Here is a 25,807-nt window from a genome sequence, read left to right as displayed (position 1 = left end):
GGAGCGCGGGACCGGGATGATGGGCCGGCGCGGGACGGCGTAGGCTACGAGCGGTGATCTGCCGGAGAAGGGCCCGGCGGCGGTGAGAGAGGGTGGACGATGGCGTTTTTCCGACCGCGCGTGAGCCGGGAGGCGGAGGTTCGTCACCACGCCGACCAGGAGGTCGGGAAGGGCTTCCCGAGCTTCTGGAGAGGGCGCGCGCCGCCGAGGCGGAACTGCGCAGGGTGCAGGCCGCCGCGTCCCCGGTCGAGGTGGTGCGGGCGGCCGGTCTGGCCTTCGACAAGGCGCTGACCGAGGCCCTGCGCGCGGCCGAGGCCAACCAGCGCGCGACGTTCGGGGTCAGGTCCTACGACGACCGGATCCGCCGCCGCAGGGCCAGGGCCACCCCCGAGGGGGCCGGGTGGACCGACGAGGTCAACCGGCTGCGCACCATGCGCGAGCGGAACCGGCTGACCGGCATTCCCCGGGTCCCGCGCCCGGTCCAGGCCTCGGCCCGCTGACCCCTTCCCCGTCCCCCGCCGTCCGGACGGCGGGACCGGGTCGTTCGCTCCCCGTCGCGCCCGTCACGCGCTCCGCGCCGGCGGGCGGGCTTCGTCGTGCCCGGACGCCTGGACGTGGGCGTTTCCGGCACCGGGCGGAGGGCTGTGATCCGGCTCATGGCGGGGACGCTTGACATCGACGTCGATTCGGTCGATTTTAGGTAAGCCTTTCCTAATGACGGTGCGGCGAACCCGTGACCGCTCGCCCCGGTGTCACACCGGAAGAAGCGGGCCGCGGGCCTCACCGTGCCGTCGTGTCCTTTCGCCATGGCGTGCCCGGGTCCTCTCCCGGGCGCGCGTCCCACGCTCCCCGGCCCGGCCGTCCGGGAGCCCGTCGCCGGAGGTACCCGATGACCAACCCCTTCGAGGACGAGGACGCGTCCTACCTGGTGCTGGTAAACGCCGAGGGGCAGCACTCGCGTGTGGCCCGCGTTCGCCGACGTCCCCGCGGGCTGGGAGGTCGCCCACGCCGAGGACTCCCGCGCCGGATGCCTGTCCTACGTCGAGAGCTCCTGGGCCGACATGCGTCCCCGCAGCCTCGTCGCCCGGATGGAGGGCTGAGCCTCTCCCGGCACCCGGGCCCGGACCCCTGAGGGACCCGACGATCTCGAGGCCCGGGGTCCCTGGGGCACGGGAACCGCCGCAGGGAAGCCCCGTACACGACGAAGGGCGCCGTCGCGGACCGTGAGGTCTCGCGGCGGCGCCCTTCGCGACGGGTCAGGAGACCCGGGGGCCGGTCGTCAGCTCGCCCAGTCGAGCAGCGGGCGGGTGTTGCTGGGGTGACGGAGCTTGGACAGCGACTCCTTCTCCAGCTGGCGGATGCGCTCGCGCGTCAGGCCGAGGTGCTTGCCGATCTCGTCGAGGGTGTGGGGCTTGCCGTCGACGAGGCCGAAGCGCAGGGGCCATGATCTTGGCCTCCCTGGGGGAGAGGTTGCCGAGCACCCCGCGAAGCTGCTCGCCCAGGAGCTGGCGGTCGACGACCTCCGACGCCTCGGGCGAGTCGACGTCCTCGATCAGGTCGCCGATGGTGGTCTCGCCGTCGTCGCCGATGGTGGCGTTGAGGCTGATCGGCTGGCGGCTGGTGCGCAGCAGCTCCTCGATCTGGTCGGGGGTCTTGTCCAGCTCGACGCCCAGCTCCTCCGGCGTGGGTTCGCGGCCCAGCCGCTGGTGCATGTCGCGCTCGACGCGCGAGAGCTTGGAGAGCATCTCCAGCACGTGCACCGGCAGCCTGATGGTGCGGGCCGAGTCGGCGAAACCGCGCTGGATGGCCTGGCGGATCCACCACATGGCGTAGGTGGAGAACTTGTAGCCCTTGGTGTAGTCGAACTTCTCCACCGCGCGGATCAGGCCCAGGTTTGCCCTCCTGGACCACGTCGAGCAGGGCCATGCCCCGGTCGGTGTACTTCTTGGCGACGGAGACCACCAGGCGGAGGTTGGCCTCCAGCATGTGGTTCTTGGCCCGGCGGCCGTCCTCGGCGATCCACTCCAGGTCGTCGCGGGCGGAGGCGGACAGGCCCGGCTCGGCCTCCAGCTTGGCCTCGGCGTACAGCCGCGGCCTCGATCCGCTTGGCCAGCTCGACCTCCTGGGCGGCGGTGAGCAGGGTGCGGCGGCCGATCGACTTGAGGTAGGTGTGCACCGAGTCGCCCATGACCGAGGACTGGTCGTCCAGGTCCATCGCCGGCTCCGCCTCGAGCTCCTCCACGGCCTGCACGGCTTCCACGGCCTCCAGCTCGGCGGCCTCGGGCACGTTCAGCTCGTCCAGGTCGGCAGGGACGCCGTCGACACCGTCGACGGTCTCGGCGGTCTTGTCCGTACCCGCGGCGGCCTTGACGGCCGCCTTGGTCGCGGTCCTGCTCTTGGCGGGAGACGCGGCCGGCTCGGTCGCGGTCTTCCTGGCGGGGGCGGCCTTGGCCTTGCGGTCGGCGGTCTTGCGAGGGGCCTTGGCCTTGCGGCCGGCCGTCGAGGAGAGCGCGGGCTCGTTCTCGGCGGCCAGGCTGACGCCCGCCTCGGTGAGGCCGCGCAGGATCGACCTGCCCTCGGCGGGGCTGATACCGGCCTCGGCGAAGGCGTGGCGCAGCTCCGCGAGTGAGAGATGGCCCTGGACTCGCCCTCGGTCGAGGAACTGTTCGAGGGTCGACGGGGCCTCAGATGAGGTCGCCACGGCGGTTGGGGGCATGAGGACACCTCCTCCATCACGGAGTCGTCTGATGAAACGGTCTGCTTGGTCGTGGGGTGGGGCGGTCTGGGGGGCCGCTCAGCGCACCGGTATCAATAACCCCAGCGAGAAACGTTCTGTTCCCGGCTCGACCGGGAAAATGCAAGGAGCGGACCACCTTTTTCCGTGACCGGCCGGGGGTCCGCCCGTGACCGGCCACCGCGCCGGCCCGCGTCCGGCAGGGTTTCCGGCGCGCGGGCCCGGGGCGGGGACGTGCCGGGGGGAACGGGCGCGGAGCCTACTCGGCGACCTCGAGCGGGCCCTCGACGATCGGCATCGGGAAGGGCTCCGCCTCCTCCATCCGGTCCTCGGTCCAGTAGCCGACGATCTTCTCGGGGTCGGGGTTGATCTCCCTGGAGACCACGTGGTCCTCCGCGGGCGGGACCGGAGCGGTGGGGGAGGGTTCCTGGGAGGGGCGGGGGTCGCCGGACGGGAGGGGGTCGTGCGGGGCGACCGGCGCCGGCTCGCTCGAAGGTGTGCTCACCGGTTCGGCCGTCCGGCCGATCCCGCCCGATGCGGCGGCCGCCGTGACGGAGATGCCGCCGGCGAGGACCAGGCCCACGACTCCGGCCGAGACCCATGTCCTGTGCGTGACGTTCATCGGCTGGTCCTTCCTGCTTCGGCTGTCCCTTGGACGTGTGACCCTACCCCTGTGGTTCCCGATCATGACCATGACGCAGGGCCTCCAGATCGGGCTTGCCGTTGGCCAGAAGCGGTATCCCGGGCACGACGACCAGCTCGGCGGGGGCGGCGTAGGCGGGCAGCCGCTCCTTGACGAAGGCCCGGATCTCGGCCAGGGAGGGCGGGTCCGCCGCGACCACGACGGCCGTCACCCGCTGCCCCCACTCGGGGTCGGGGCGGCCGACCACCACGGCGTCGGAGACCGCGGGATGGGCGGCCACCGCCTCGGCCACCACCGCGGCGACCACCTTCTCGCCCCCGGTGTTGATCACGTCGTCGGCCCGTCCCAGCACGCGCAGCCGCCCGTCCTCCACGACCCCCCAGGTCCGAGGTGAGGAACAGGTCGCCGTCGCGGGCGGCCTCGGTCAGGTCGGGACGCAGGCGGTAGCCGGAGAACAGCACCGGCCCGCCCAGCCGGATCCGGCCGTCGCCGCCGACGCGCAGATCCACCCCGTCCAGGGGCTCGCCGTCGTAGACGCACCCGCCGCAGGTCTCGCTCATGCCGTACGTGGTGACCACCCGGGCCCCTGCCGCGCGGGCCTGCGCGAGCAGGTCCGGCGGCGCGGCGGCCCCGCCGAGCAGGACGGTCGCGAACCTCGACAGGTCCGGCGGGCCGGACGGGCCCGCGCCGAGCAGCCGGCGCAGCTGGGTGGGCACCAGCGAGACGTGGTCGGCGCCGGAGGCGAGCACCGCCCCGGCGGAGAAGCCCTCGTGCACGATCGGCTCGCTCCCGGCCAGCAGCGACCTGACCAGGACCTGGAGGCCGGACACGTGGGAGGGGGGCAGGCAGCACAGCCACCGCTCGCCGGGCCGGGCGCCCAGGCGGCGCAGCGAGGCCGACGCGGAGGCGCGCAGGGCCGCGGCCGAGAGCTGCACGCCCTTGGGGGCGCCGGTCGAGCCGCTGGTGGCGATGACCACCGCCACGTCGGCGGGGACGCCGATCCCGTCCGCCCGGCGTACCCCGTCGACGTGGGTGGGACGCAGCGCCTCCAGCGTCGCCCGCAGCGCGGGGGCGGGAAGCGTGGGGGGGCAGGGGCAGGACGGCGGGGCCGTCGCCGTCCAGGGCCGCGCGGACGGCGCGCAGCAGCTCCGGCCCGGTCGCCGAGACCACGGCGTGCAGCTCCCGTGGCACGGAAAGCCACTCCTCGTGCACAGGAACGGTCATCACGGTCGTAAGGTTAGTGCCGGAAGCCGGACGACGGCCGGGGACGGTCCCGGCGCAGTGGAGAGGGTGAAGCGATCGTGGGCACGGAGCGGGTCGGGCCGGGCGCGGACGAGCGGGCGGGGACGCCCCTCGGGGAGAGCGTCACGGTCGACTGGAAGAGGTCCGGCGAGTACGAGGACATCATCTACGAGACCGCCGAGGGCATCGCCAAGATCACGATCAACCGCCCGGAGCGGCACAACGCGTTCCGCCCGACGACGCTCTTCGAGCTCAAGGACGCCTTCAACGCCGCCCAGGAGGACGCCGAGGTCGGTGTGATCATCTTCACCGGCGCGGGCGAGCGGGCCTTCTGCTCCGGCGGCGACCAGAAGATCCGCGGCGACGACGGCTACGTCGACAAGTCCACACCGCACGTCGGCCGGCTCAACGTGCTCGACCTGCAGGTGCAGATCCGCCGCTGCCCCAAGCCGATCATCGCGATGATCGCCGGTTACGCCATCGGCGGCGGCCACGTGCTGCACGTCTGCTGCGACCTGTCCATCGCCGCCGACAACGCGGTCTTCGGCCAGACCGGCCCCAAGGTCGGCTCCTTCGACGGCGGCTACGGCTCCTGGCTGCTGGCCGAGACGGTCGGCCTCAAGCGGGCCCGCGAGATCTGGTACCTGTGCCGCCAGTACGACGCGCAGACCGCCCTGGACTGGGGCCTGGTCAACGCCGTCGTGCCGCTGGCCGAGCTGGAGGCCGAGACGGTCAAGTGGGCCCGCGAGCTGCTGGAGAAGTCGCCGCTGGCGCTGCGCATGCTCAAGGGAGCGCTGAACGCGGTGACCGACGGCGCCGCCGGGATGCAGCAGTTCGCCGGGGACGCCACCCTGCTCTACTACATGAGCGAGGAGGCGCAGGAGGGCCGCGACGCGTTCAAGGAGAAGCGTGCCCCCGACTTCGGCAGGTTCCCGCGCCGTCCGTAGCGGTCACCGGCATCCGGGAGGGCGCGGTCCCGCGGCGCGTCGTCCCGGACGGACGAGACCGGCCCGGCGCGCCCTTCGGATGCGACTCACCCCGGACGGGGGTTAAGGAGGCGGTGCGGTGAATCCCGCGACCGCGCTCGCGGCCGTGCTGGTCGACGAGCTGGCCCGCTGCGGTCTCACCGACGTGGTGCTCGCCCCCGGATCGCGCTCGACGCCGCTGGCCCTGGCCGTGCACGCCGACAGCCGCGTCCGGCTGCACGTGCGGGTGGACGAGCGCTCGGCGTCCTTCCTGGCGGTCGGCCTGGCCCGCCGCGGCGGGCGCCCGGTCGCCCTGATCTGCACCTCCGGTACGGCCGCCGCCAACTTCCACCCGGCCGTCATCGAGGCGCACGAGTCGGGGGTGCCGCTGCTGGTGCTCACCGCCGACCGCCCGCCCGAGCTGCGCGACACCGGCGCCAGCCAGACCGTCGACCAGGTCAAGATGTACGGCACGGCCGTGCGCTGGTTCAGCGAGATCGGCGTGCCCGAGGAACGCCCCGGCCAGGTCGCCTACTGGCGGTCGCTGGCCTGCCGGGCCTACCAGCGCGCGCTGGGCCCCTACGACCCCGGCCCGGTCCACCTCAACGTGGCCTTCCGCGAGCCGCTGATCCCCGACGGCGACGAGTCCTGGTGCGAGTCCCTGGAGGGCGACGCCCAGGGCCCGTGGGTCCGCGCCCGGGTGGCCTCGCCGCCGGTGGCGCTGCACCTGCCGCCGACCCGGCGGGGCGTGCTGGTCGTCGGCGACGGCGCGACCGGGACACGCCGGTACGTGGCGGCCGCGGGCATGGCCGGGTGGCCGGTCCTGTCGGAGCCCAGCGGCGGCGCCCGCTACGGCGACCACGCCGTGTCGGCCTACCACTTCCTGCTCGGCACGCCGGAGTTCGCCGACGCCCACCGCCCGGACGTGGTGGTGACCCTGGGCCGCCCGAGCCTGTCGCGGCCCCTGCTGAACTGGCTCAGGCACGCCGGCGAGCACATCGTGGTCGCCGCCGACATGACCCGCTGGCCCGACCCGACCCGCTCGGCCACCCAGGTCGCCCAGGTGGTGGAGATCCCGGTCGCCGCGGGCGACGACGCCTGGCTGCACTCCTGGCGGCGCGCCGAGTCGGCCGCCAGGGGCGCCATCGACGAGGTGATGGACGCCTCCGGGCTGAGCGAGCCGCGCCTGGCCCGGGACCTGGCCGGGACGCTGCCCAACGGGTCGCTGCTGTTCTCCGGCTCGTCCATGCCGATCCGCGACCTGGACCAGGCGATGCGGCCCCGCAGGGGATTGCGGATCATGGCCAACCGGGGGGCGGCGGGGATCGACGGCGTGGTGTCGTCCGCCATGGGCGCCGCGCTGGCCCACACCGGGCCCTCCTACGCCCTGATGGGCGACCTGACCTTCCTGCACGACCAGAACGGCCTGCTGCTGGGCCCCCGCGAGCCGCGCCCCGACCTGTGCCTGGTGGTGGTGAACAACGACGGCGGCGGGATCTTCTCGCTGCTGCCCCAGGCCGCGCTGCGCGACCCCTTCGAGCGGCTCTTCGGCACCGCGCACGGGGTGGACCTGGGCCACGTGGCCGCCGCCACCGGCACGCCGTACACGTTCGTGGACGAGCCCGGGCGGCTGGAGCGGGCGTTGCGCGGGGAGGGGCCGCGCCTGGTCGAGGTGCGGACCGACCGTGAGTCCAACGCGATGCTGCACGTCGCGATGCGCGACGCGGCCCAGGCCGCCGTCCGCGCCACCCTGGCCTGACCGTCCTCGCAGGGCCCGGGCAGGGGACGGCCGGGACGGGTGCGGGGTGCCGCGCTCAGGTGACGTCGCGGCGGAGCGTCAGGGCACGGGCGGCGAGCACGAGCACCGCGACGTAGCCGGCGAACAGCAGCCCGCCCGCCCAGACGGGCAGAAGCTCGGCGCCTTGCAGCGGCATGCCGCTCAGCGCGCGGGCCGCCCCGGTCGGCAGCCACCTGCCCAGGACGGGAAGGAAGCTGATCAGCACGTAGTCGGCGTACATGAACCACATCAGCGCCACCGCCACCGCCGCGACCTGGTTGCGGATCAGCGCGCCCAGCGCCACCCCGAACGTCCCGTACAGGGTGACGGCCAGCATCGAGCCGAGCAGGATCGCGGGCGCCCGGGGAGACCACACCTGCTGGCCGGCCGCCCCCAGCATGAGCAGGCCCGCTCCCAGCGTGACCAGCGCGGACAGGGCGCCGATCAGCAGCCCGACGATGCCGTGCACGACCAGCTTGGCGCCCACCACCCGCTCGCGCCGGGGAGTGACCAGGAACTGCCAGGTGATCGTGCGGTGGCGGTTCTCCCCGGCCATGCCGAGGACGCCGAGCAGCAGGGCGAAGACGTAGGCCTGCTGGGCCATGCTGTACACGGACTCGGCCCGGCGGCCGGGCGGCGCACCCTCCACCCCGGGCAGGATCACCATCAGCGCCGCCCAGGCCACGCACATCACGGGCGCGAGGGCGGCCAGGATCCAGGTGACGCGGCTCGCGCGCACCTTGAGCAGCTCGGCGCGGATCAGGCGGTTCATCGCGTCACCTCCAGGTAGAGCTCCTCCAGGTCGGTCCGGGAGGTGAGCGGGCCCTGCCAGGCGAGCCGGCCGCCCCCGATGATGATCGCCTGATCGGCGATCTGCCCGATCTCGGCGAGGACGTGGGTGGAGACCAGGACCGTGCGGCCCCGGTGGACGCAGGCCTGCAGGAAGCCCCGCAGCCAGCGCATGCCGGCCGGGTCCAGGCCGTTCGCGGGCTCGTCGAGGATGAGGATCTCCGGATCGCCGAGCATGGCGGAGGCCAGGGCGAGCCGCTGGCGCATCCCCAGCGAGAACCCCTTGGTCCTGCGGTCGGCCGCGCCGGTGAGGTCGACCTGCTCCAGCACGTGCGCCACGCGCCCGGCCTCCAGGCCCGCGGCGATCCGGAGCGCCTCCAGGTGGGTACGGGCGCTGAGCCCGGGATGGAAGGCCGTCGCCTCCAGGACGGCCCCGACCGTCGAGACGGGGCGCTCCAGGTCGCGGTAGGCCGTGCCGCCGATCACGGCGGTGCCGTCGGTGGGGGTGACCAGGCCGAGGATCATGCGCAGGGTGGTGGTCTTGCCCGCTCCGTTGGGGCCGAGGAAGGCCGTGAGCGTTCCCCGCTCCACCGTGAAGGACAGATCGTCCACGGCGCGGACCGCGCCGAACGACTTGCCGAGGTGGGTGACACTGATCGCTGACATACCTCGACGATGGCCCCGCGGAGGGTGGGAGCACACGGTCCCGGGGGTGGACCGCGCGATGTCCACCCGGGGGGAGGTGGCCGGGGGCCCGGGGTGGAGACGATCTCCACCCCGGGGCCGATGGCCGCCCGGGGGAGGCCGCGGGTAGCTTGTCGTTCGTGACCCTCCTCCGTCGCCCCGCGGTGCGCCGGTTCCTTGCCGTCCTGCTGGGGGCGTACCTGCTGTACGGCCCGGTCCTGGTCGCGGTCCAGGTCGGCCTGCCGTGGGCACCGCCGGTCCTCGTGCTCGGCGCGGTCGCCACCGGCTGTTTCCTGTGGGCGCTCCGGGACGACGACCCGCGGCGCGCCGCCCTGCTGCTGGCGGTCCCGCTCGCCGCGGGCCTCGCCCTGAACACGATCGAGCACTACACCGGCCTGGGACTGCTCTACCCCCTGCTGTTCGCCGCACCGGCCAGGGCCCGCACGAGGCCCGCGGTGCTGCTGGTGGTAGCCGCGGTCGCCGGCACGGCCGCCGTGGGCCTGCTGTCGGGCCTGCAGGGCTGGGAGGTGATGGGCAACGTCTTCGGGATGGCCTACGCGGCCGTCATCATGTTCCTCGTACGGCACATGAGGGTGATCCGCAAGCAGGGCGCGGCGCTGGCCGAGGCGCGGGCGGGGGAGGCGGTGCTGGCCGACCGGGCGCGGCTGGCCAGGGAGGTCCACGACATTCTGGCGCACTCGCAGTCGGCGCAGATCGTCCACCTGGAGGGGGCGCGGCTGCTGCTGGAGCGGGGTGACGACCCCGCCGCGGCCCTCGACCGGGTCAACCGGGCCGTGCGGCTGGCCCGGACCGGGCTGGAGGAGACCCGCCGGGCGCTCGACGCGCTGCGCGGGCAGGAACTGCCGCTGGCCGAGCGGCTGGAACGGCTGGCCGTGGAGTTCCGGTCGGCGACCGGGGCGCCCTGCGCGGTCTCGGTCACCGGCGACCTCGGCTCGCTGACGGCCGGGGCCCGGCTGGCGGTGGCCAGGACCGCCCAGGAGGCGCTGACGAACGTGCGCAGGCACGCGCCGGGCGCCGCGGTCTCGGTGGCGCTGTGCCGTACCGGGGAGTGGTGCGAGCTGCGGGTGTGCGACACGGGAGGCGCGCCGGACCGGCCGGCGCCCTCGGAGGGAGGGTACGGGCTGGTGGGGATGCGTGAGCGGGCCGAGCTGATCGGCGGGTCGCTGGCCGCCCGGCCGGGCGCGGAGGGCTTCGAGGTCCTCCTGCGGGTTCCGGCGTGAGCCGCCCGCGGCGCGGTGCCGCCGTGGGGGCGGGCACCGCGCCGCGGACGGTTCACGCCGGCGGGCCGGGGGCGTTCGACGTGGCGGGGGTGCCGGGGTGAGCGTGCGGGTGCTGGTGGCCGACGACCAGACGGTGGTGCGCGAGGGGCTGGTGCTGCTGCTCGGGCTGCTGCCGGGCATCGAGGTCGCCGGGGCGGCCGCCGACGGACGCGAGGCGGTCCTGCTGGCCGGGTCCCTCAGGCCCGACGTGGTCCTGATGGACCTGCGCATGCCCCGGATGGACGGGGTGGAGGCGACCCGCAGGATCAGGGCGGAGCATCCGGAGATCCACGTGGTGGTCCTGACCACCTACTCCGACGACGAGTCGGTCTTCGCCGCCCTGGCCGCCGGAGCACGCGGGTACCTGACCAAGGACGCCGACGCCGAGGCGCTGGCTTCGGCGATCACCACCGTGGTACGGGGGGACGCCCAGTTCGACCCGGCCATCCAGCGCCGGCTGGCCGAGGCGGTGGCCGGGAACCGCCGGGCACCGGACCTGCCCGACGGGCTCACCCGCCGCGAGGCGGAGGTGCTGCGGTTGATAGCGGAGGGCCGTTCGAACGCGGAGATCGCCGGGACGCTGTTCATCTCCGAGGCGACCGTCAAGACGCACATCAACAACCTCTTCGCCAAGGCGGGCCTGCGCGACCGGGCCCAGGCGGTGACGTACGCTTTCCGGCACGGCCTGATGCCCGACTGAGCCCGGTGGCCCTGAGCCCGGTGGCCCGGTGCGTGAGGGTCCGGAGCGTGAGGGACCTGAGGGTGAGGGCCCGGGAGGCGGCGTCCGGTCGCCGGGGTCCGGGCGGAAGAACCGTCAGGTCTGGGGATGTGGGGGACGCCGTCGCGAGGCAAGGGTGATTCGGGTACGGACCTGCGTCGCAGGTACCCGTCGAAGGGAAGTGCCATGCGACCTGACGTCAACCTGACCACCCACGAGACCGTGGCCGGTTTCGGCACCTACGCCGAGGCCCAGCGTGCCGTGGACCAGCTGTCGGACCAGAAGTTCCCGGTCGAGCACACGATGATCGTCGGGGTCGGTCTCCGGCTCGTCGAGCAGGTGCTCGGGCGGCTGACCTACCTGCGCGCGGCCGCGATGGGCGCGGGGACCGGCGCCTGGTTCGGCCTGCTGATCGGCCTGTTCTTCGCGATCTTCGCTCCCGGGCCCTTCCCCGTCGTCCTGGCCCTGTGGGGGCTGGTGTGGGGTGCCGTGGCCGGAGCGGTCTTCGGGTTGATCAGCCACGCGTTCACCGGCGGCAAGCGGGACTTCCTCTCCTCCAGCGCGATCATCGCCGACCGCTACGAGGTGCTGGTCGCGACTCCCCAGGCGGCCGAGGCCCGCAGGCTGCTCAACGTGGGCACCTCCGAGCAGATGCCCCGGCAGCAGATCTGATCGGCCGGGCCCGCTCACCGGGTGGCCCGGGTTCGCTCATCCGACGGGATCGGCTCGTCCGATCGATCGGATCACTCGTCGGATCGGCCGGCCCCGTTCATCCGACCGCCCGGACCCGCTCCTCGGATCGGCCGGGCCTGTTCAGCGCAGGCTCCGGTCGTTCTCCTGCACGGCGAGCCTGGCCAGCTCGACCCGTGAGCGGATGCCCAGCTTGCGGAAGACCTGCCGCAGGTGGAAGGCGACCGTGTGCTCGCTGATGAACATCTGCTCGGCGGCGTGCCGGTTCGTCAGCCCCTGCGCGACCAAGGCGCAGACGGCCCGTTCGGTGCCGGTCAGGCTGGCCCATCCCGACACGGGACGGTCGGTCCTGGTCCAGTGGCGGCGCCGCTCGCCCAGCAGGCGCAGCCTGCCCCGCACCCGTGCGGCGTCGCGGGTGGCCTCCACGGCCCCGTAACAGGCCAGGGCGGTCCGCAGGCTCTCCACGACCGGCTCCCGGTGGCAGCCTCCCGCGCCGAGCAGCACGCCGAGATCCTCGGCGGCCGAACCCCTGGCCCACGGGTCGGCGTACCCGGCGACGGCACGGCCCAGGGCCTCGGGGTCGCCCTCACGCAGGCCCCGCGCGTGGCCGGCCGCCACCGATGGTCCCGGCAGGCCGGGGTTGCGCCAGGCCAGCCCCTCGGCCGCCTCGACCACGGCGTCGGCCCTGTCCGGCTCGCCCGCCGCCACCGCCACCCGTACCAGCCACGCCGCCGCGGCGGGCTCGCAGGTCAGTGCCGCGGTGTGCCGGGGCAGCGCCGCGTAGACGCCGCCGAGCGCGGCCGTCGCGTCCACCGGCCCGGTACGTGCCTCGCCGATCCGCGCGGCCGCCAGCTCCGCACGAAGCCGCGCGTACGGCGGCAGGCCCCACGACCATCGGGCCGGTCTCCTCGCCATGTACCCGACGGCTCCCGGCAGGTCGCCCGCGCGCAGTGCCGCGATGCCGAGCACCGACAGGGCCGAGCAGGCCAGACCGGCCGCGTCCGGGCCCCGGGCGGCGGCCAGCGCGCTCCCGGCGTGCTCGACCACGCGGTCGAACCGGCCCGCGGCCAGGGCGAGACGCGCGCGGAGCACCCCGATTTCGGCGGTCAGGGCGGGCTCGCTCGCGGCCCTGGACCCGGCCTCGGCGGCGGCCTCCTCCGTCACCGTCTCGGCGTCGTCGAGCAGCCACAGGTCGATCAGCATGGACGCCAGGACGGCCCGCGGCCACCGGTGCCGTCCACGGCCGGGCCGGTCCACGGCCTCGCGGGCCAGTTCCAGCCCGCGCGAGAGCAGCCCCTCGTCCCAGGCGAGCAGGGCCGGGCCGCCCGGCGTTCCGGAACCGGGGGCGAAAGCGGCACCGGCACCGGCACCGGCGCCGACGCCGACGCCGACATCGAGAACGGGTCCGAGGCCGAGATCGAAACCGACGTCGAGGTCGAGGTCGGAACCGAGGTCGAGGCCGGGTCCGAGGGGCGGTCCGGGGGCGGGAGCGAGGACGGTTGCCGGGCCGGTCCCGGGGCCGGGAGCGATGCCGCCGACGTCGTGGGGCGGGCAGGCCGATCGCGTCCGGCAGGCATGCCCGGCCCGTTCCCGCAGTGCCCGTCGCACCGGCTCCGGCATGCCTTCGGCGACCGACCGCCACAGCACCTCCTGGCGGAACGCGAGCCCATCGGGGGTGGTGACGAGCACGCCGGAGGTCAGGGCCTCCTCCAGGGCGGGGAGCAACGCCCCCGGGGTCTCGCCGAACAGCCCGGCGACGTGCTCCGGCGAGAACGAGCGCCCGAGCACCGCCGCCGCCTCCAGCAGGTGGCGGGTCCCACCGCCCAGCTCGTCCAGCCGCCGCCGGACGGCGACGTGCAGACGCACGGGAAGCGCGATCCCGTCCGGTGCGGGCTCCACCGGGATGCCGATCGCGGGTGTGGCCGGGGCCGGCAGGGTCCCGGCCAGGTGGGCGAGGCCGCCCTCCAGCCGTACGGCACCCTCCTCGCGCAGCCCGATGAGGAGCTCCGACAGCAGCAGCGGGTCACCGCCGGCCTGGGCGGCTAGGGCCGCCAGGCCCGGTCCGGGCGGTGCGCCCAGCAGGTCGGCGCAGACCCCGGCCACCGCCTCCCGGCCGAGCGGGCCGAGGGTGATCCGTACGGCCCCGTCCGCCTCCAGCAGGTCGAACAGCCGCCCGGGGGCGTCACGCGGCGGCGCGCCACGGCAGGCCAGCAGCCAGGCCACCGCCCGGTCGGCCAGCCTCGCGGGCAGCGTGCGCAGCACCATGAGCGTGGCCGGGTCGGCCCACTGGAGGTCGTCCAGGACCACCAGCAGCGGCCCCGAGCGGAGCCTGTCCTCCAGCGAGGCCCGTACCCGGCCGTCCGGCCACAGCAGCCGGCCGGATCCGTCACAGAGGGCGTTCCCGGCCTCGATCGCCGGCAGCGCGGACAGCAACGGGCCCAGGGGGGTCAGCCGTCCCAGCTCGTCGGCCCGCCCGGTGACGACCGCCATTCCCAGCGCGGACGCGGCTCCGGTGGCCTCGTCGAGCAGCAGCGTCCTGCCCGTCCCCGGCCTGCCCTGGACGAGCAGCACGTTCCCCGTACGGGAGGCGACGCCGCCCAGCAGGGTGAGCACCGCCGCCCACTCATCTCCCCGGCCGCGCATCGTCTCGCCCCGCGCCCGCTCCCGGGGTCGCGGTCGTGGGCCCGGTCCTCTCAACGGTGGTCACCCGTAGGGCATCCCCGCGGGACGAATCACCACGCGCCGGTGATCCCGGTTGTCCCGGTGGTTTGGCCGAGATTTGACCATGAAACGACGTCGAGGCCGGACCGCGGGGAAACCGGGCTGCGGGGAGCCGGGTCGTGGAGAAACTGGGCAACAGGGAGCGGGGCCGCGGGGGAACCGGACCGCGGGGAGTCGGACCGTGGGGAAACCGGGCTGCGGGGGAGCCGGGCCCTTCTCAGCGCTCGATGAGCGTGACCTCGAGGAAGTAGTGCGAGGCGCGGTAGACGTGGGAACCGTGCTCGACGGCCCTGCCCTGGTCGTCGTAGGTGGTGCGGACCATGGTGAGCAGCGGCGCGCCACGCCGCTCGCCGAGCAGCCGCGCCTCGGCCGCGCTGGCGGCCCGGGCGCCCATCCGCTGGTTCGCCACGCGCATCCGTACCCCGGCGGAGCGGAGCAGCTCGTACAGCCCCCGCTGCTGGAGGCTCTCGGCGCTCAGCGAGGCGAGCGGCACGGGCAGCCAGTTGTGCAGCAGGGCCAGCGGCTCCCCGGCGGCGTAGCGGATCCGCTCCAGGTGCGTCACCTCGGTCCCGGGCGCCACGCCGAGGATCCCGGCGATCTCCTCGTTCACCGGGACGGACCGCAGCAGCAGCACCTTGGTCGCGGGCTCCTGACCGGCCCTGCGCAGGTCGTCGTAGAGGCTGGTCAGCTCGACCGATCGCCTGACCTGGCCGTGCACGACCTGGGTGCCCACGCCCCGCTTGCGGACCAGCTGGCCCTTGTCGACGAGGTAGCGGATCGCCTGGCGGACGGTCGGCCGCGACACTCCCAGCCGGTCGGCGAGCAGGATCTCGTTGTCGAGACGGGACCCGGGCGGCAGGTCGCCCCGGCGGATGGCCTCGGAGATCTGCTCGGCCACCTGGTAGTAGAGGGGGACCGGGCTGGACCGGTCAAGCTCGATGGCGAGCCGCGCCGTCATTCGCCCTCCTGGTTGCCGCACCTCGCCGTCAGGGTAGCGGACATCAGAATGTCCTGACAAAAACCGGTCGCGACCCGTCTGACCGTGTCACCGGCGTCATCCGGTGTTGTCCGGTGTCTTCGTGGGCTCTCTCCTCCTGCACTATGGGACGGGGCATCCGACCCGTGCCCGCACCCGACCCCCACCTGCAACCGACTCCGGCCCCGCCCGCACCCCCGCCCCCGTCCGCCCCGGACGATCCCCGATCCGCCCCCGTACGACCGGCGCCGGTTCGCGCCACTGGAGGAAGCCCATGGACCCCAATGCCTCGGCAGATCTCGCCGCCGTCGCGGTGGAGGCCGCCCGCACCGCCGGAGACCGGCTGCGCGAGGTGTTCCGATCGCGTCCCGCCGTCGAGACCAAGAGCGATTTCCACGACCCGGTGACCGAGCACGACCACGCCTCGGAGCACATCATCAGGGAGATCATCGAAAGGCGCGTGCCGGGCAGCACGGTCATCGGCGAGGAGGGCGGCAGCGAGGGCTCGGGCGAGATCCGCTGGTACGTCGACCCGATCGACGGGACCGCGAACTTCGCCGTGGGGCTGCCGTTCTTCTGCGTGTCGATCGCCGCCGCCGTCGGCGACGAGGTGGTCGCCGGGGTGATCTACGACCCGGCGCGCGACGACGAGTTCCGCGCCGACCTCACCGGGGCCTGGTGCAACGGGGTGCCGCTGCGCAGCGCCGGTGCCGTACGCGACCGCGAGGCGGTGCTGCTGACCAGCTACCCCTTCCCCGCCGAGGTGACCGACGGCGGGCAGGAGACGCTGCAGCGCTTCGGCCGGATGCTGACGTCCTTCGCCTCGACCCGCCGTCCCGGCAGCACCGCGCTCAAGCTGGCGCATGTCGCGGCGGGGTGGGCGGACGTCGCCTACGGCAGTAGGGTCAGTCCGTGGGACATGGCGGCGGGCTCGCTGCTGATCCGTCAGGCGGGAGGCGTCTTCATCCCGCTGAAGGGGTCGGTCTTCGAACCCGGTGGCTACCTCGCCCACGTCGGAGGGTTCGACCTGGCGGGATCGGTCATGAGCGAGCTGGTCCTCGACGGCCGCCCGGCCTGAGCAGGGGCGGGCAGGGGGCCCTGGCACGGCCTGTCCCGGAGTTCCCGACCACATTACCAATTGATCCTGTAGGAAATAAGGGTAAGGTGGTCGTGTCGCCGTACGAAGGAGCCGACATGAGCATGGAGCCGGAGGACGAGAGCCCGCTGGCCACCGCCGTCGAGGCCGCGCGCTGGATCCGGTCGGCGGCCGTGGACGACGAGCGGGGGCGGCACTGGCGGGCCAACCCCGATCCGCACGGCCGGGCCGCCATGCCCGACCACCCGCTCTCGCTGTACTCGGGGGCCGCCGGGATCGTGCTGTTCTTCCTGGAGGTCGCCGCCGCCACCGGTGACGACGGCTACCTCGGCGACGTCCGGGCCGGTGCCCGCCACCTCATGGCCACCTGGCGCGAGCAGGCCGACCTCTCCCTCCACCACGGCCTGGCCGGGGTGATGTTCGTCCTGTCCGAGGCCGGGTGGGCCACCGGCGAGCGGGAGTTCGAGGTCGAGGCCGCCGCGATCGCCGATCACATCGTGCGCAGCGCCCGTCCCGTCGACGGCGGCCTGGGCTGGACCGGTGACCCCGCCCAGCGGGGCGACGGCGGCACCATCCTCGGGCTGCTGCACGCCGGGGGCATCCTGGGGGTGCCCGCCTACCAGGAGATCGCGGTCGAGGCCGGGGACCGCATCGCCGCGCTGGTGGTCCCCGGGCACCGGTTCGGCGAGGAGGCCTGCGCCGACCTGCCGATGGACGCGGTCACCCCGGGCTTCCTGTCCGGCACGGCCGGCACCGCCTTCGTGCTCGCCCGCCTGTACGGGGTCACCGGCGAGAGCCGCTTCCTGGACGCCGCCCGCAGGGGAGCCGACTTCGTCCGGGCGGTCAGCACCGTGACCGAGCGGTGCGCCCTGGTGCCGCACCACATCCCGCAGGGACGCGACCTGCACTACCTGGGCTTCTGCTCCGGCTCGGCCGGGGTCGCCCGGATGTTCTACGAACTGCACCGCGTCTCGGACGACGCCGGGGACCTCGACTGGGCCGAGCGGCTGGCCAGGGGGATCGTCCGCAGCGGCGCCCCGCCCGTGCAGAGCGGCGGCTACTGGAACTCGGCCTGCCAGTGCTGCGGCACCGCCGGGCTGGTGGAGCTGTTCGTCGGCCTCTGGGCGGCGACCGGCGAGCAGCGGCACCTGGACTACGCCAGGACCCTGGGCCGGGACCTGGTCACCCGGGCCACCCGCCACGACGGCCGGGGCTCCCGCTGGTACCAGGCCTACCGCCGATTACGGCCCGGAGAGGTGACCGCCGACACCGGGTACATGGTCGGCGCGGCGGGCATCGGATCGGCGCTCCTGCACCTGGACGCCACCGCGCGCCCGCGGGAGGCACGGCGCCTGATCCTGCCGCCGGACAACCCGTTCCCGGCCATCCCGCTGCCCAGCTCGACGCTCCGCAGGACCTGAGGACCGGTCGCCGGGATGATCGGAAGACGGCCCCCGGGGCCGGAACGTCGCGCCTCACAGACTTCGGACGATATGCCCTTTGCCTGTCAAGGGGTGACAAAGCTCGTGATGATGATTGGTGATTCCCCGTGAGTGCTGCCCAGAGCCTGCCTAGTCTCGGTCCCGTGACAATCCAGGATTTCCTTCCCGACCCCGACCGCTCCGTCGTCGCGATCGAGCCCGCCCAGTCGGCCGCGGGCCACTGGGCCGGTGCCCCGAGCGCGGTGTGGAGCGACGGGATGATCTACCTCGCCTACCGGCTCCGCCGCCCCGTCGGCCAGGGACGCGGCTACGCGGTCGCCATCGCCCGTTCCGCCGACGGTGAGCACTTCGAGACCCTGCTCACCATCGGCAGGGAGGAGATGGACACCGAGTCGCTGGAGCGGCCGACCATGGTCCGCACCCTCGAGGGCCGGTGGCGGCTCTACCTCAGCTGCGCGACCTACGGCACCAAGCACTGGCGGGTCGAGGTGCTGGAGGCCGACGAGCCGTCGGGCTTCCGCGCCTCGCAGCGGCAGGTCGTGCTGCCGGGCGACCCCAAGACCGGCGTCAAGGACCCGGTGATCGTGCTCCGGGACGGCGTGTGGCACCTGTGGGCCTCCTGCCACCCGCTGGACGCGGCCGAGGAGGCCGACCAGATGGTGTCGGACTACGCCACCAGCGCCGACGGCATCGAGTGGACCTGGCAGGGCACCGCGCTCAGCGGCCGGCCCGGCACCTGGGACGCCCGGGGCGCGCGGGTGGCGGCGGTCCGCTTCGTGGGCGATCAGGTGGTGGCCTTCTACGACGGAAGGGCCACGGCCGGGGAGAACTACGAGGAGAAGACCGGGGTCGCGATCGGCACCGACCCCGCCGAGCTGACCCCGGTCGGCACCGAGCCCGTGGCGGTCTCGCCGCACGCCGGCGGTGGCCTGCGCTACCTCGACATCGTGGACCTGCCCGGCGGCGGGCGCCGGCTGTACTACGAGTACACCCGTGCGGACGGGGCCCACGACCTCCGCACCGAGCTGCGCTGACGACGGCCCCGGGTGCGCCCGCGCACCCGGGGTCCCTCCCGGCCGTCGTGCCGGTGCCGTCCCCGCTCGATTCCGCCGGTTCTCGTGCTCGGGGCTGAGTTCTCGTGCTCAGGGCTGGGGACGGCCGTTGCGCGCCTGGCGCTGGCCGTCGGGACGGGTGCCCACCAGGCCTCCCGAGCGCTCGCGCGGACGCAGCCAGTCGCTGAAGTCCTCCCCGGTCACCCGCTGCAGCAGCGCCACGTCCTCGGTGAAGTAGGGGATCAGCTTCTCGCGCTGGTCCCAGGTCAGCGGCTGGCGGGGGCGGGCCTGCTCCTGCAGCCTGCGCTCCAGCGGGTCGGTCAGGGCCACGTTCACCCGGTCCGGCAGGAACCGTCCCATCGCCGTACCCACCCGCAGTGCCCGGGACAGCAGCCGGTGCCCCCGGGTCGGCTCGGGGTGGGCGGTCACGTTCTCCCGGGGCACCTCGGTCACCACGCCGCTCTCCACCCCGAGGAAGCGGAAGATCCGGTCCAGGGTGTCGACCGGGCGGTCGACCAGGTCGCGGTAGCGGTAGACGAGCACCTGCTCGCGCGGGAAGAGCGTGTAGAGGTGTTCGAGCTGCTCGCCGTACCTGCCGAGCCGGAGGTAGTGCCAGAACGGCGCCCAGCCGGCCCTGACCCGCCGCTCCTCCTCGGCGCAGGCCCTCAGCACGTCGCCGATGGGCTCCAGCCCGGCCGACCACAGGTGCGTCCAGTTGGAGTGCGCGCGCTCCACCGGGTCGCGCAGCACCACGATGAGCCTGGCGTCGGGGATGGTCTCCCTGATCCGCCGCTGCGCAGCCCGGTCGTAGAGGTAGAACGGGGTGGACTCGCCGGTGAGCGTTCCCGGCGGGGCCTCGCTGAACAGCGCCTCGTAGTCCTCGCGCCGCCAGACGTGCTCACGGTAGGTCTGGGCGTCTCCCGGCCCGCCCTTGGTCGGCGGCGGGCCGTCGCTGAGGAAGAACTTGGGCTCCTTCACCGGGGACATGAACAGTCGCGGGTGCCGGGCGAGAGCCGAGTGCAGCGCGGTGGTCCCGGCCTTGGGGGCACCGATGGTCAGGAAGTTCGGCAGCGGCATCGTTATTACCCTTAATCCCTACTGTCATTATTGGTAAATATAACCCCTTCTCGGACGAAGGCAAGTGTCCGGCCGCGAGGTCGTGACATTCCCGGACAGAATTCCCGGAAATCCGGGCTTCAGTCGTCGGCCCCTCCCGGAACGGCAGGGGCCGACGACGCGATTCCGCCCGGTGACCCCCCGGGGGGCCTTCCGGATGCTTCTCGATCGTGCACGGGTTCCGCACTTCTGTGACCGGGAAGATTACCGAGACCGTGTTAACGGGGGGTTGCCGGGGCGTTCCCGTTCGCCGTTCCGGTGCCGCGATGCCGTGTACGCGTGCCGCCGAGCCGAGCCGAGCCGTGTGCCGCGGCCCCGGTGGACATGGCACGTTCCTACCCTCGCGTCACGTCGTGATGTCACGACAAATCATTGACACGTAGGTAATGCATTAGTTACAAACCAGGGACGGGGAGATCCGGCGAGGCGACGCGCGGAGGTACCGAATGAAGTGGACGACAGTCCCGATCCTGGCGGCGGTTCTGGGCCTCTCCGTCCTGACCGGCTGCTCGGCCGGGCAGGCCGGCGGGGAGCCCTCGGTGGAGCAGCCGGCAAGCGCTCCCGCCCCCGCGGCCGGCGACGGCACCTTCGCGGTGGTCACCCACGCGGGCACGGGCGACGCCTTCTGGGACGTGGTCAAGAACGGCGCCGAGGCGGCGGGCAGGCGCTACGGCGTCACCGTGACCTACCAGGGCGACGGCGACCCCGGGCGCCAGTCCCAGCTCATCGACCAGGCCGTCAGCCAGAAGGTGAACGGGCTCGTGGTCTCCATGGCCAACCCCGACGCTCTCAAGGAGTCGATCGGGAAGGCCGTGACCGCGGGCATCCCGGTGATCACCATCAACTCCGGCGGGGACGTCTCCCGGGAGTTCGGCGCGATCACGCACGTCGGCCAGTCCGAGGACGTCGCCGGCCGGGGAGCGGGGGAGAGGCTCAAGGCCCAGGGGGTTGCCAAGCTGCTCTGCGTGATCCACGAGGCCGGGAACGTCGGCCTGGACCAGCGCTGCAACGGCGCGACCCAGGGGCTGGGCGGCACGGTCGAACGGCTCCAGGTGGACGTGGGCAACCTCGCCGACGCCACCTCCAAGATCAAGGCGAGGCTCCAGTCGGACCCCTCGCTCGACGGCGTGCTGACCCTGAACCCGGCCGTGGCCGTCGCGGCCCGCGACGCCATCGCCGACGGGGGGTCCAAGGCCGTGCTGGGCACCTTCGACCTCTCGGCCGACGTGGTGACCGCGATCAAGGACGGTGAGATCGCGTTCGCGGTCGACCAGCAGCAGTACCTGCAGGGCTGGCTGCCGATCACGTTCCTGACCCTCCACCGGGACAACCTCAACACCGTCGGAGGCGGCCTGCCGGTCAACACCGGCCCCGGCTTCGTCACCAAGGAGAACGCCGAGAAGGTGGCGCAGCTGGCCGAGAAGGGCACCCGGTGACGGTGCCCACCGGCATCGGTGACACCCCCGGCACGGACGACACGGCCGGCGGGACCGGCGCGGCCGGTGGGACCGGCAAGGCCGGTGCGGCCGACGAGCGGCTGGCCCGCAGCGGGCCGGCCCGCCGGTTGCTGATCAGGCCGGAGCTCGGCGCGGTGGTGGGCGCCCTGGTGGTCTTCGCGTTCTTCGCCGCCCAGTCGCCGGTCTTCCGCTCGGTCGAGGGCGTGGCCAACTGGCTGGACCCGGCCTCCACCCTGGGGATCATGGCGGTCGCCATCGCGCTGCTGATGATCGGGGGCGAGTTCGACCTGTCGGCGGGCGTGCTGACCGGCACCGTCGGCCTGGTCACGGTCGTCCTCTCCACCCGCTACGGCCTGCCGCTGTGGGCGGCGATGGGCGTGGCCCTGGCCGTGGCGCTGCTCGTCGGACTCCTCAACGGCCTGGTGGTCGTCCGCACCGGGTTGCCGAGCTTCATCGTCACCCTGGCCACCTTCCTGATGCTCCAGGGCGTCAACCTGGGCGCCACCAAGGCCCTCACCGGCACCGTGCAGGTCGGCGGGCTGCGCAGGGTCGAGGGGTACGAGGAGGCCAGGGCCGTGCTGGGCGGGACGATCACGGTGGCCGGAGCCGAGTTCCGGGTGTCCGTCCTGTGGTGGCTGGCCGTCACCGCCGTGGCCACCTGGGTGCTGGCCAGGACCAGGGCCGGAAACTGGATCTTCGCGGTGGGCGGCGACGAGCGGGCCGCCCGCGCGGTCGGGGTCCCCGCGGAACGGACCAAGATCGCCCTGTTCATGACCACCGCCGGGGCGGCCTGGCTGGTCGGCTCGATCATGGCGCTCCGCTTCACCTCGGTGCAGGCCGGTTCCGGAGTGGGCCAGGAGTTCGTCTACATCATCGCGGCGGTCATCGGCGGCTGCCTGCTGACCGGCGGCCACGGCTCCGCGATCGGCGCCGCCGTGGGTGCGGTGATCTTCGGTATGGCGGACAAGGGCATCGTCTTCGCCGGGTGGGACGCCGACTGGTTCACCTTCTTCCTCGGGGCCATGCTGCTGCTGGCCACGCTCGCCAACCGGTTCGTACGCCGCTACGCCGAGGAGATGAGGCATTGACCGGGACGGACGACACCCCGCTGCTGGAGGTGCGCGGCGTGGGCAAGACGTTCGGCGGGGTGATCGCGCTGCGCGACGTCTCCCTGCGGGTGCGCGCGGGACAGGTCGGCTGCGTCCTCGGCGACAACGGCGCGGGCAAGTCCACGCTGATCAAGATCCTGTCGGGCGTGCACGCCCCCGACACCGGCGCGTACCTGGTGGACGGCGCCCCCGCGGATTTCGGCAGCCCCCGTGACGCGCTGGAGCGGGGCATCGCCACCGTCTACCAGGATCTGGCGATGATCCCGCTGATGTCGGTCTGGCGGAACTTCTTCCTCGGGTCGGAGCCCGTGCTGGGCCGGGGGCCGCTGCGCCGCTTCGACGTGGCCCTGGCCCGGCGGACGGTCCGCGAGGAGCTGCGCTCGATGGGCATCGACATCCGTGACGTCGACCAGCCGGTGGGGACCCTGTCCGGCGGTGAGCGCCAGTCCGTGGCCATCGCCCGCGCGGTCCACTTCGGGGCCCGCGTGCTCATCCTGGACGAGCCGACCTCGGCCCTGGGGGTCAAGCAGGCCGGGGTCGTGCTGCGCTACATCGCCCAGGCCCGCGACCGGGGCGTGGGCGTGGTCTTCATCACCCACAACCCGCACCACGCCTACCCGATCGGGGACCGCTTCCTGGTGCTCAACCGGGGCACGAGCCTGGGGGAGTACGCCAAGGACGAGATCACCCGCGAGGAGCTGACCTCCCTGATGGCGGGTGGCGCAGAGCTGGAGCAGCTCGCCCACGAGCTGAGCCGGTCCGAGGACCCGCCGGGCTGAACCCCCCGTGCGGGCGCCGGTGGGTCCACCGCGCGGGCCCGGTGAGCCCGCGGCGCCGCTCACAGGCCCCGGGGTGCTCACCGGCCTGTGACGTCCCGGCCGGTGACCGTCTCCCGCGGCCCTCGGTGCCGCTCGCGGGCCCACGACGTCCCGGACGGGGGCGCGGCGCGGTTCAGGGGTCCAGCCGGGCGAGCTGGTCGGTGTGGGCCTTGGCGGTGGCCGCGGCGAACGCCTTGGTGGCCGGGTCGGCCCCGGACCGTCCCTCGCCCTTGGCCACCAGCACGGACTGGGTCAGGTACTCCCGCGCGTTCCCGGTGAAGAGCCGGTCGAAGGCCGGGCCGTCCGCGCGGTCCAGGGCGGCGAAGTCGGCCGGGGTCGTCATGCCCGGCATGTCGTGTCCCTCGTGCTCGCGGCTCTGCGGCACCCCGGCCCGCCGCAGCAGGTCGCGCAGCCCCTTGAGCGTCGCCCGGCGGGCGGGCACGGTCTCGGTGGCGAACCGCGTGATCGCGGGGTTCGAGGTCTTGCCGGGGGCCAGCTCCAGCAGGCGTACCGACTGCTCGGTCATCGGGATCATCAGCTGCAGCCAGGCCAGGTCGGTGGCGTTGAAGGGACCGGCCGGGGTGGCGGCCTCGGTGGAGGGCGTGCCGGAGGGGGCCGTGGAGGGGAGGGGGGAGCTCACGGCCACGGCCGGTCCGGCCCGGTGGTGACCCGCGGCCGGATGGGACTCGGGCCCGGCCGCCATGCAGCGCGAGACCAGCAGGACGGTGAGCACCGCGAGTACCGGGACACCGACGACGGACGCTCTCATGTCGCTCCCTTCACCCGGGCCGTGCCGGAGGGGGGACCCGGGGTGGGGCGGGGCCCGGGACCGGGCCCCGCCCGCCGTTCGGATGAGGGTGGGGGTGAGACAGACGTACGGTGCCGCATGCCCCGCCGTCAACCGGTCATGTCAAACGATCGCCACCGGACGGCCGGCGGTGACCGGCCGCCATGGGCCGGTCACCGTGGGGCGATAACCGTGGGGCGGTGGCCGTGCTCCGGTCACCGCCTTCCGGGCGTCGTCTCGGTGTCAGGGGGTGCCGTCGGCGCCGCACTTGACGATCGGGCGGATGCAGTCGCGCACCCGGCGCTCCATCTCGGCCTCGGGCCAGGCGTTGAAGAAGTCGCCGTGCATGGTGAAGCCCGGACCGGACGCGAGCCGGAACTTCGCCGGGTCGCCGCTGACCGGGTAGCGCAGCACCTGGCGCAGCTTGGGCACGATCACCGGGTGCGAGGCCGGGCAGGCGCCGTTCACCGGGTAGGACATGTGGCTCTTGTGGTCGGCCGAGTCCAGGTCCTTGCCGTTCCAGCAGTGCGGGAAGTCCAGGTAGGACTCCAGCATCGTGCCCGAGGGGCACTCGACGAAGTCCTTCGAGGAGCCCACGTGCCCGGCGTGCAGGCACGACCAGCGCGCGTTGCTGGAGGCGTCGGGCTTGGTGGCCTTGGCGTTGCCGGCCACGATCCGCAGTCCCAGCGGCAGCGGCCGGGTCTTGGCCATCAGCTCGTCCCGCACGCCCTCGCCCAGGTAGTAGAACGTGGTGCCGGTCGGCTCGACCGGCTTGTCGCCGCTGTAGAGGGTCGGCACCCAGTACGACGACAGGTCGGTCTTCGGGCTGCAGGTGGTGCCGCCCTTGAGCAGGCTCGTGACGTCGGAGTCGGCGTCGGTCGTGGTGTTGCCGAAGAAGCTGTGCATGTGCGACCCGCCGGGCAGGCCCGGCACCACGATCGGGTCGTCGGGCAGCCGGTGGGTGTACGGGCACTCGGCCACGAACTCCGCCACCCGCACCGCGCCCGGCGGCACCGGGCCCCTTGGGCAGGTCGCCCCCGGGCCCGGAGGGCGTCTGCGAGGGGACGGGCCTGGTCGGGGAGGCGCTCGGGGTGGTGCGGGTGGGGGTGGCACTCGGGGAGGCGCTCGGGGACGTGCGGGTGGGGGAGGCGCTGGGCCGGGGGGTCGCGGTGCTCCCGCCGGTGCCGTGGACCTCGAACTCCCACAGCGACACCCCGTACTCCGAGGAGCGCGCGGTGGCGTTCAGCCGCACGTAGCGGCCGGTGGCCGAGACGTTCAGCGTCTGCGTCCCGCCCTTGCCCGCGGTCGTGGCGTGGATCGTCTTCCACTGGCCGCCGCCGGAGGAGGTCTGGATCGTGAAGGCGGTGGCGTGGGCGCGTTCCCAGTTCAGCACGATCTTCGTGATCGACGCGGAGGCGCCCAGGTCGACCTGGAACCACTGGGGGTCGTCGAAGGCGCTCGACCAGCGGGTGTCGTCCCTGCCGTCGATCGCGGCCGAGGGGGACAGGTCGCCCCTCTCGGACGAGGAGGCGGTGGCCTTGCCCGACCGTGACAGCGGCGCCTCGGCCGCCTCGGCCGGCAGGACGCCGTTCACCAGGCAGGCGCCCAGAAGGGTCGCGAGGGCACCGGTGAGCGCGAGGCGGCGCGTTCGCCGGCGAGGTGCCGTGGTGCGCGGAGCGGTCTCACTCATGTGGATGAAGGTCCTTAGGGG

The 25,807-nt window shown here is 73.7% G+C and carries 21 protein-coding genes and 4 pseudogenes; 14 read left to right on the top strand and 11 right to left on the bottom strand.

Going from position 1 to position 25,807, the window contains the following annotated elements:
* Positions 1 to 224: 224 nt before the first annotated feature.
* The gene (locus ABD832_RS37345; RefSeq protein WP_344905897.1) at positions 225 to 500 is read left to right on the top strand and encodes a hypothetical protein; all 276 of its coding nucleotides are present in this window, start codon (positions 225 to 227) and stop codon (positions 498 to 500) included.
* Between the two features lie 389 nt (positions 501 to 889).
* Positions 890 to 1,100, top strand: a pseudogene (locus tag ABD832_RS37340) (MbtH family protein).
* 179 nt (positions 1,101 to 1,279) lie between these two features.
* Here ABD832_RS37340 and ABD832_RS37335 read toward each other — a convergent pair.
* The 3 genes and pseudogenes from ABD832_RS37335 to ABD832_RS37325 form a co-directional block, all read right to left on the bottom strand.
* Positions 1,280 to 2,716 (bottom strand): annotated as a pseudogene (locus tag ABD832_RS37335) (RNA polymerase sigma factor).
* 277 nt (positions 2,717 to 2,993) lie between these two features.
* A complete protein-coding gene (locus tag ABD832_RS37330; protein WP_344905892.1) occupies positions 2,994 to 3,356 on the bottom strand; it encodes a hypothetical protein in 363 nt (120 codons plus the stop codon).
* Between the two features lie 43 nt (positions 3,357 to 3,399).
* Positions 3,400 to 4,601, bottom strand: a pseudogene (locus tag ABD832_RS37325) (AMP-binding protein).
* Positions 4,602 to 4,678: 77 nt separating this feature from the next.
* On the opposite strand from ABD832_RS37325, the gene menB reads away from it, so the two are divergent.
* Together menB and menD are read left to right on the top strand one after the other, a co-directional pair.
* The gene (gene menB / locus ABD832_RS37320; protein ID WP_344905887.1) at positions 4,679 to 5,566 is read left to right on the top strand and encodes a 1,4-dihydroxy-2-naphthoyl-CoA synthase; all 888 of its coding nucleotides are present in this window, start codon (positions 4,679 to 4,681) and stop codon (positions 5,564 to 5,566) included.
* A gap of 118 nt (positions 5,567 to 5,684) precedes the next feature.
* Entirely contained in the window at positions 5,685 to 7,343 is a 1,659-nt protein-coding gene (gene menD / locus ABD832_RS37315; RefSeq protein WP_344905881.1) for a 2-succinyl-5-enolpyruvyl-6-hydroxy-3-cyclohexene-1-carboxylic-acid synthase, read from the top strand.
* Positions 7,344 to 7,398: 55 nt separating this feature from the next.
* On the opposite strand, the gene ABD832_RS37310 is transcribed toward menD, so the two are convergent.
* Positions 7,399 to 8,133: an ABC transporter permease gene (locus tag ABD832_RS37310; protein WP_344905878.1), complete on the bottom strand. Its 735-nt coding sequence runs from the start codon at positions 8,131 to 8,133 to the stop codon at positions 7,399 to 7,401.
* Positions 8,130 to 8,816 carry an ABC transporter ATP-binding protein gene (locus ABD832_RS37305; protein ID WP_344905875.1) on the bottom strand — a complete coding sequence of 229 codons (687 nt, stop codon included), beginning with the start codon at positions 8,814 to 8,816 and terminating at the stop codon, positions 8,130 to 8,132. The genes ABD832_RS37310 and ABD832_RS37305 overlap by 4 nt, the downstream gene beginning before the upstream one ends.
* A 158-nt stretch (positions 8,817 to 8,974) precedes the next feature.
* Between ABD832_RS37305 and ABD832_RS37300 the strand changes: the two genes are divergently transcribed.
* The 3 genes from ABD832_RS37300 (at position 8,975) to ABD832_RS37290 (ending at position 11,504) form a co-directional block, all read left to right on the top strand.
* A complete protein-coding gene (locus ABD832_RS37300) occupies positions 8,975 to 10,075 on the top strand; it encodes a sensor histidine kinase (RefSeq protein ID WP_344905872.1) in 1,101 nt (366 codons plus the stop codon).
* A gap of 97 nt (positions 10,076 to 10,172) precedes the next feature.
* Complete coding sequence (locus tag ABD832_RS37295) at positions 10,173 to 10,814, top strand: response regulator (protein ID WP_344905868.1); 642 nt, start codon at positions 10,173 to 10,175, stop codon at positions 10,812 to 10,814.
* Positions 10,815 to 11,018: 204 nt separating this feature from the next.
* On the top strand, positions 11,019 to 11,504 hold the full coding sequence (locus ABD832_RS37290) for a YflT domain-containing protein (protein WP_344905865.1): 486 nt from the start codon (positions 11,019 to 11,021) through the stop codon (positions 11,502 to 11,504).
* Between the two features lie 141 nt (positions 11,505 to 11,645).
* Here the strand turns inward: ABD832_RS37290 and ABD832_RS37285 are convergent, their stop codons facing one another.
* Both ABD832_RS37285 and ABD832_RS37280 read right to left on the bottom strand, forming a co-directional pair.
* Positions 11,646 to 14,165 carry a helix-turn-helix transcriptional regulator gene (locus ABD832_RS37285; protein WP_344905862.1) on the bottom strand — a complete coding sequence of 840 codons (2,520 nt, stop codon included), beginning with the start codon at positions 14,163 to 14,165 and terminating at the stop codon, positions 11,646 to 11,648.
* Positions 14,166 to 14,460: 295 nt separating this feature from the next.
* Positions 14,461 to 15,201 carry a GntR family transcriptional regulator gene (locus ABD832_RS37280; RefSeq protein WP_344905859.1) on the bottom strand — a complete coding sequence of 247 codons (741 nt, stop codon included), beginning with the start codon at positions 15,199 to 15,201 and terminating at the stop codon, positions 14,461 to 14,463.
* Between the two features lie 292 nt (positions 15,202 to 15,493).
* On the opposite strand from ABD832_RS37280, the gene ABD832_RS37275 reads away from it, so the two are divergent.
* The 3 genes from ABD832_RS37275 (at position 15,494) to ABD832_RS37265 (ending at position 18,791) form a co-directional block, all read left to right on the top strand.
* Positions 15,494 to 16,297, top strand: a complete 804-nt coding sequence (locus ABD832_RS37275; protein WP_344905856.1) for an inositol monophosphatase family protein — start codon at positions 15,494 to 15,496, stop codon at positions 16,295 to 16,297.
* Between the two features lie 116 nt (positions 16,298 to 16,413).
* On the top strand, positions 16,414 to 17,736 hold the full coding sequence (locus ABD832_RS37270) for a lanthionine synthetase LanC family protein (RefSeq protein WP_344905853.1): 1,323 nt from the start codon (positions 16,414 to 16,416) through the stop codon (positions 17,734 to 17,736).
* A gap of 164 nt (positions 17,737 to 17,900) precedes the next feature.
* Positions 17,901 to 18,791, top strand: coding sequence for a glycoside hydrolase family protein (locus ABD832_RS37265; RefSeq protein ID WP_344905850.1), 891 nt, complete (start codon positions 17,901 to 17,903; stop codon positions 18,789 to 18,791).
* 108 nt (positions 18,792 to 18,899) lie between these two features.
* Here the strand turns inward: ABD832_RS37265 and ABD832_RS37260 are convergent, their stop codons facing one another.
* The gene (locus tag ABD832_RS37260; protein ID WP_344905847.1) at positions 18,900 to 19,886 is read right to left on the bottom strand and encodes a sulfotransferase family protein; all 987 of its coding nucleotides are present in this window, start codon (positions 19,884 to 19,886) and stop codon (positions 18,900 to 18,902) included.
* Positions 19,887 to 20,371: 485 nt separating this feature from the next.
* On the opposite strand from ABD832_RS37260, the gene ABD832_RS37255 reads away from it, so the two are divergent.
* The 3 genes from ABD832_RS37255 to ABD832_RS37245 all read left to right on the top strand — a co-directional run bounded on the left by ABD832_RS37255 (position 20,372) and on the right by ABD832_RS37245 (position 23,270).
* Positions 20,372 to 21,361 carry a sugar ABC transporter substrate-binding protein gene (locus ABD832_RS37255; RefSeq protein ID WP_344905844.1) on the top strand — a complete coding sequence of 330 codons (990 nt, stop codon included), beginning with the start codon at positions 20,372 to 20,374 and terminating at the stop codon, positions 21,359 to 21,361.
* A 101-nt stretch (positions 21,362 to 21,462) separates the two neighbouring features.
* Positions 21,463 to 22,470 (top strand): ABC transporter permease, encoded by a 1,008-nt coding sequence (locus ABD832_RS37250; protein ID WP_344905901.1) that lies wholly within the window; start codon positions 21,463 to 21,465, stop codon positions 22,468 to 22,470.
* Positions 22,467 to 23,270, top strand: coding sequence for an ATP-binding cassette domain-containing protein (locus ABD832_RS37245; protein ID WP_344905841.1), 804 nt, complete (start codon positions 22,467 to 22,469; stop codon positions 23,268 to 23,270). The genes ABD832_RS37250 and ABD832_RS37245 overlap by 4 nt, the downstream gene beginning before the upstream one ends.
* A gap of 172 nt (positions 23,271 to 23,442) precedes the next feature.
* Here ABD832_RS37245 and ABD832_RS37240 read toward each other — a convergent pair whose 3' ends face one another.
* Both ABD832_RS37240 and ABD832_RS37235 read right to left on the bottom strand, forming a co-directional pair.
* A complete protein-coding gene (locus ABD832_RS37240) occupies positions 23,443 to 24,078 on the bottom strand; it encodes a DUF305 domain-containing protein (RefSeq protein ID WP_344905838.1) in 636 nt (211 codons plus the stop codon).
* Between the two features lie 261 nt (positions 24,079 to 24,339).
* Positions 24,340 to 25,110, bottom strand: a complete 771-nt coding sequence (locus ABD832_RS37235; RefSeq protein WP_344905835.1) for a DUF1996 domain-containing protein — start codon at positions 25,108 to 25,110, stop codon at positions 24,340 to 24,342.
* An 8-nt stretch (positions 25,111 to 25,118) separates the two neighbouring features.
* Here ABD832_RS37235 and ABD832_RS37230 point away from each other — a divergent pair, with 8 nt between their 5' ends.
* On the top strand, positions 25,119 to 25,352 hold the full coding sequence (locus ABD832_RS37230) for a hypothetical protein (protein WP_344905832.1): 234 nt from the start codon (positions 25,119 to 25,121) through the stop codon (positions 25,350 to 25,352).
* 2 nt (positions 25,353 to 25,354) lie between these two features.
* On the opposite strand, the pseudogene ABD832_RS37225 reads toward ABD832_RS37230, so the two are convergent.
* Positions 25,355 to 25,786: pseudogene (locus ABD832_RS37225) on the bottom strand (discoidin domain-containing protein); the annotation flags it as partial.
* Between the last annotated feature and the right edge of the window lie 21 nt (positions 25,787 to 25,807).

This window comes from Streptosporangium longisporum (assembly GCF_039534895.1).
GTDB lineage: Bacteria > Actinomycetota > Actinomycetes > Streptosporangiales > Streptosporangiaceae > Streptosporangium > Streptosporangium longisporum.
Note: the sequence above shows the minus strand (reverse complement) of the source record. Positions and strands in the feature narration are given on the sequence as shown.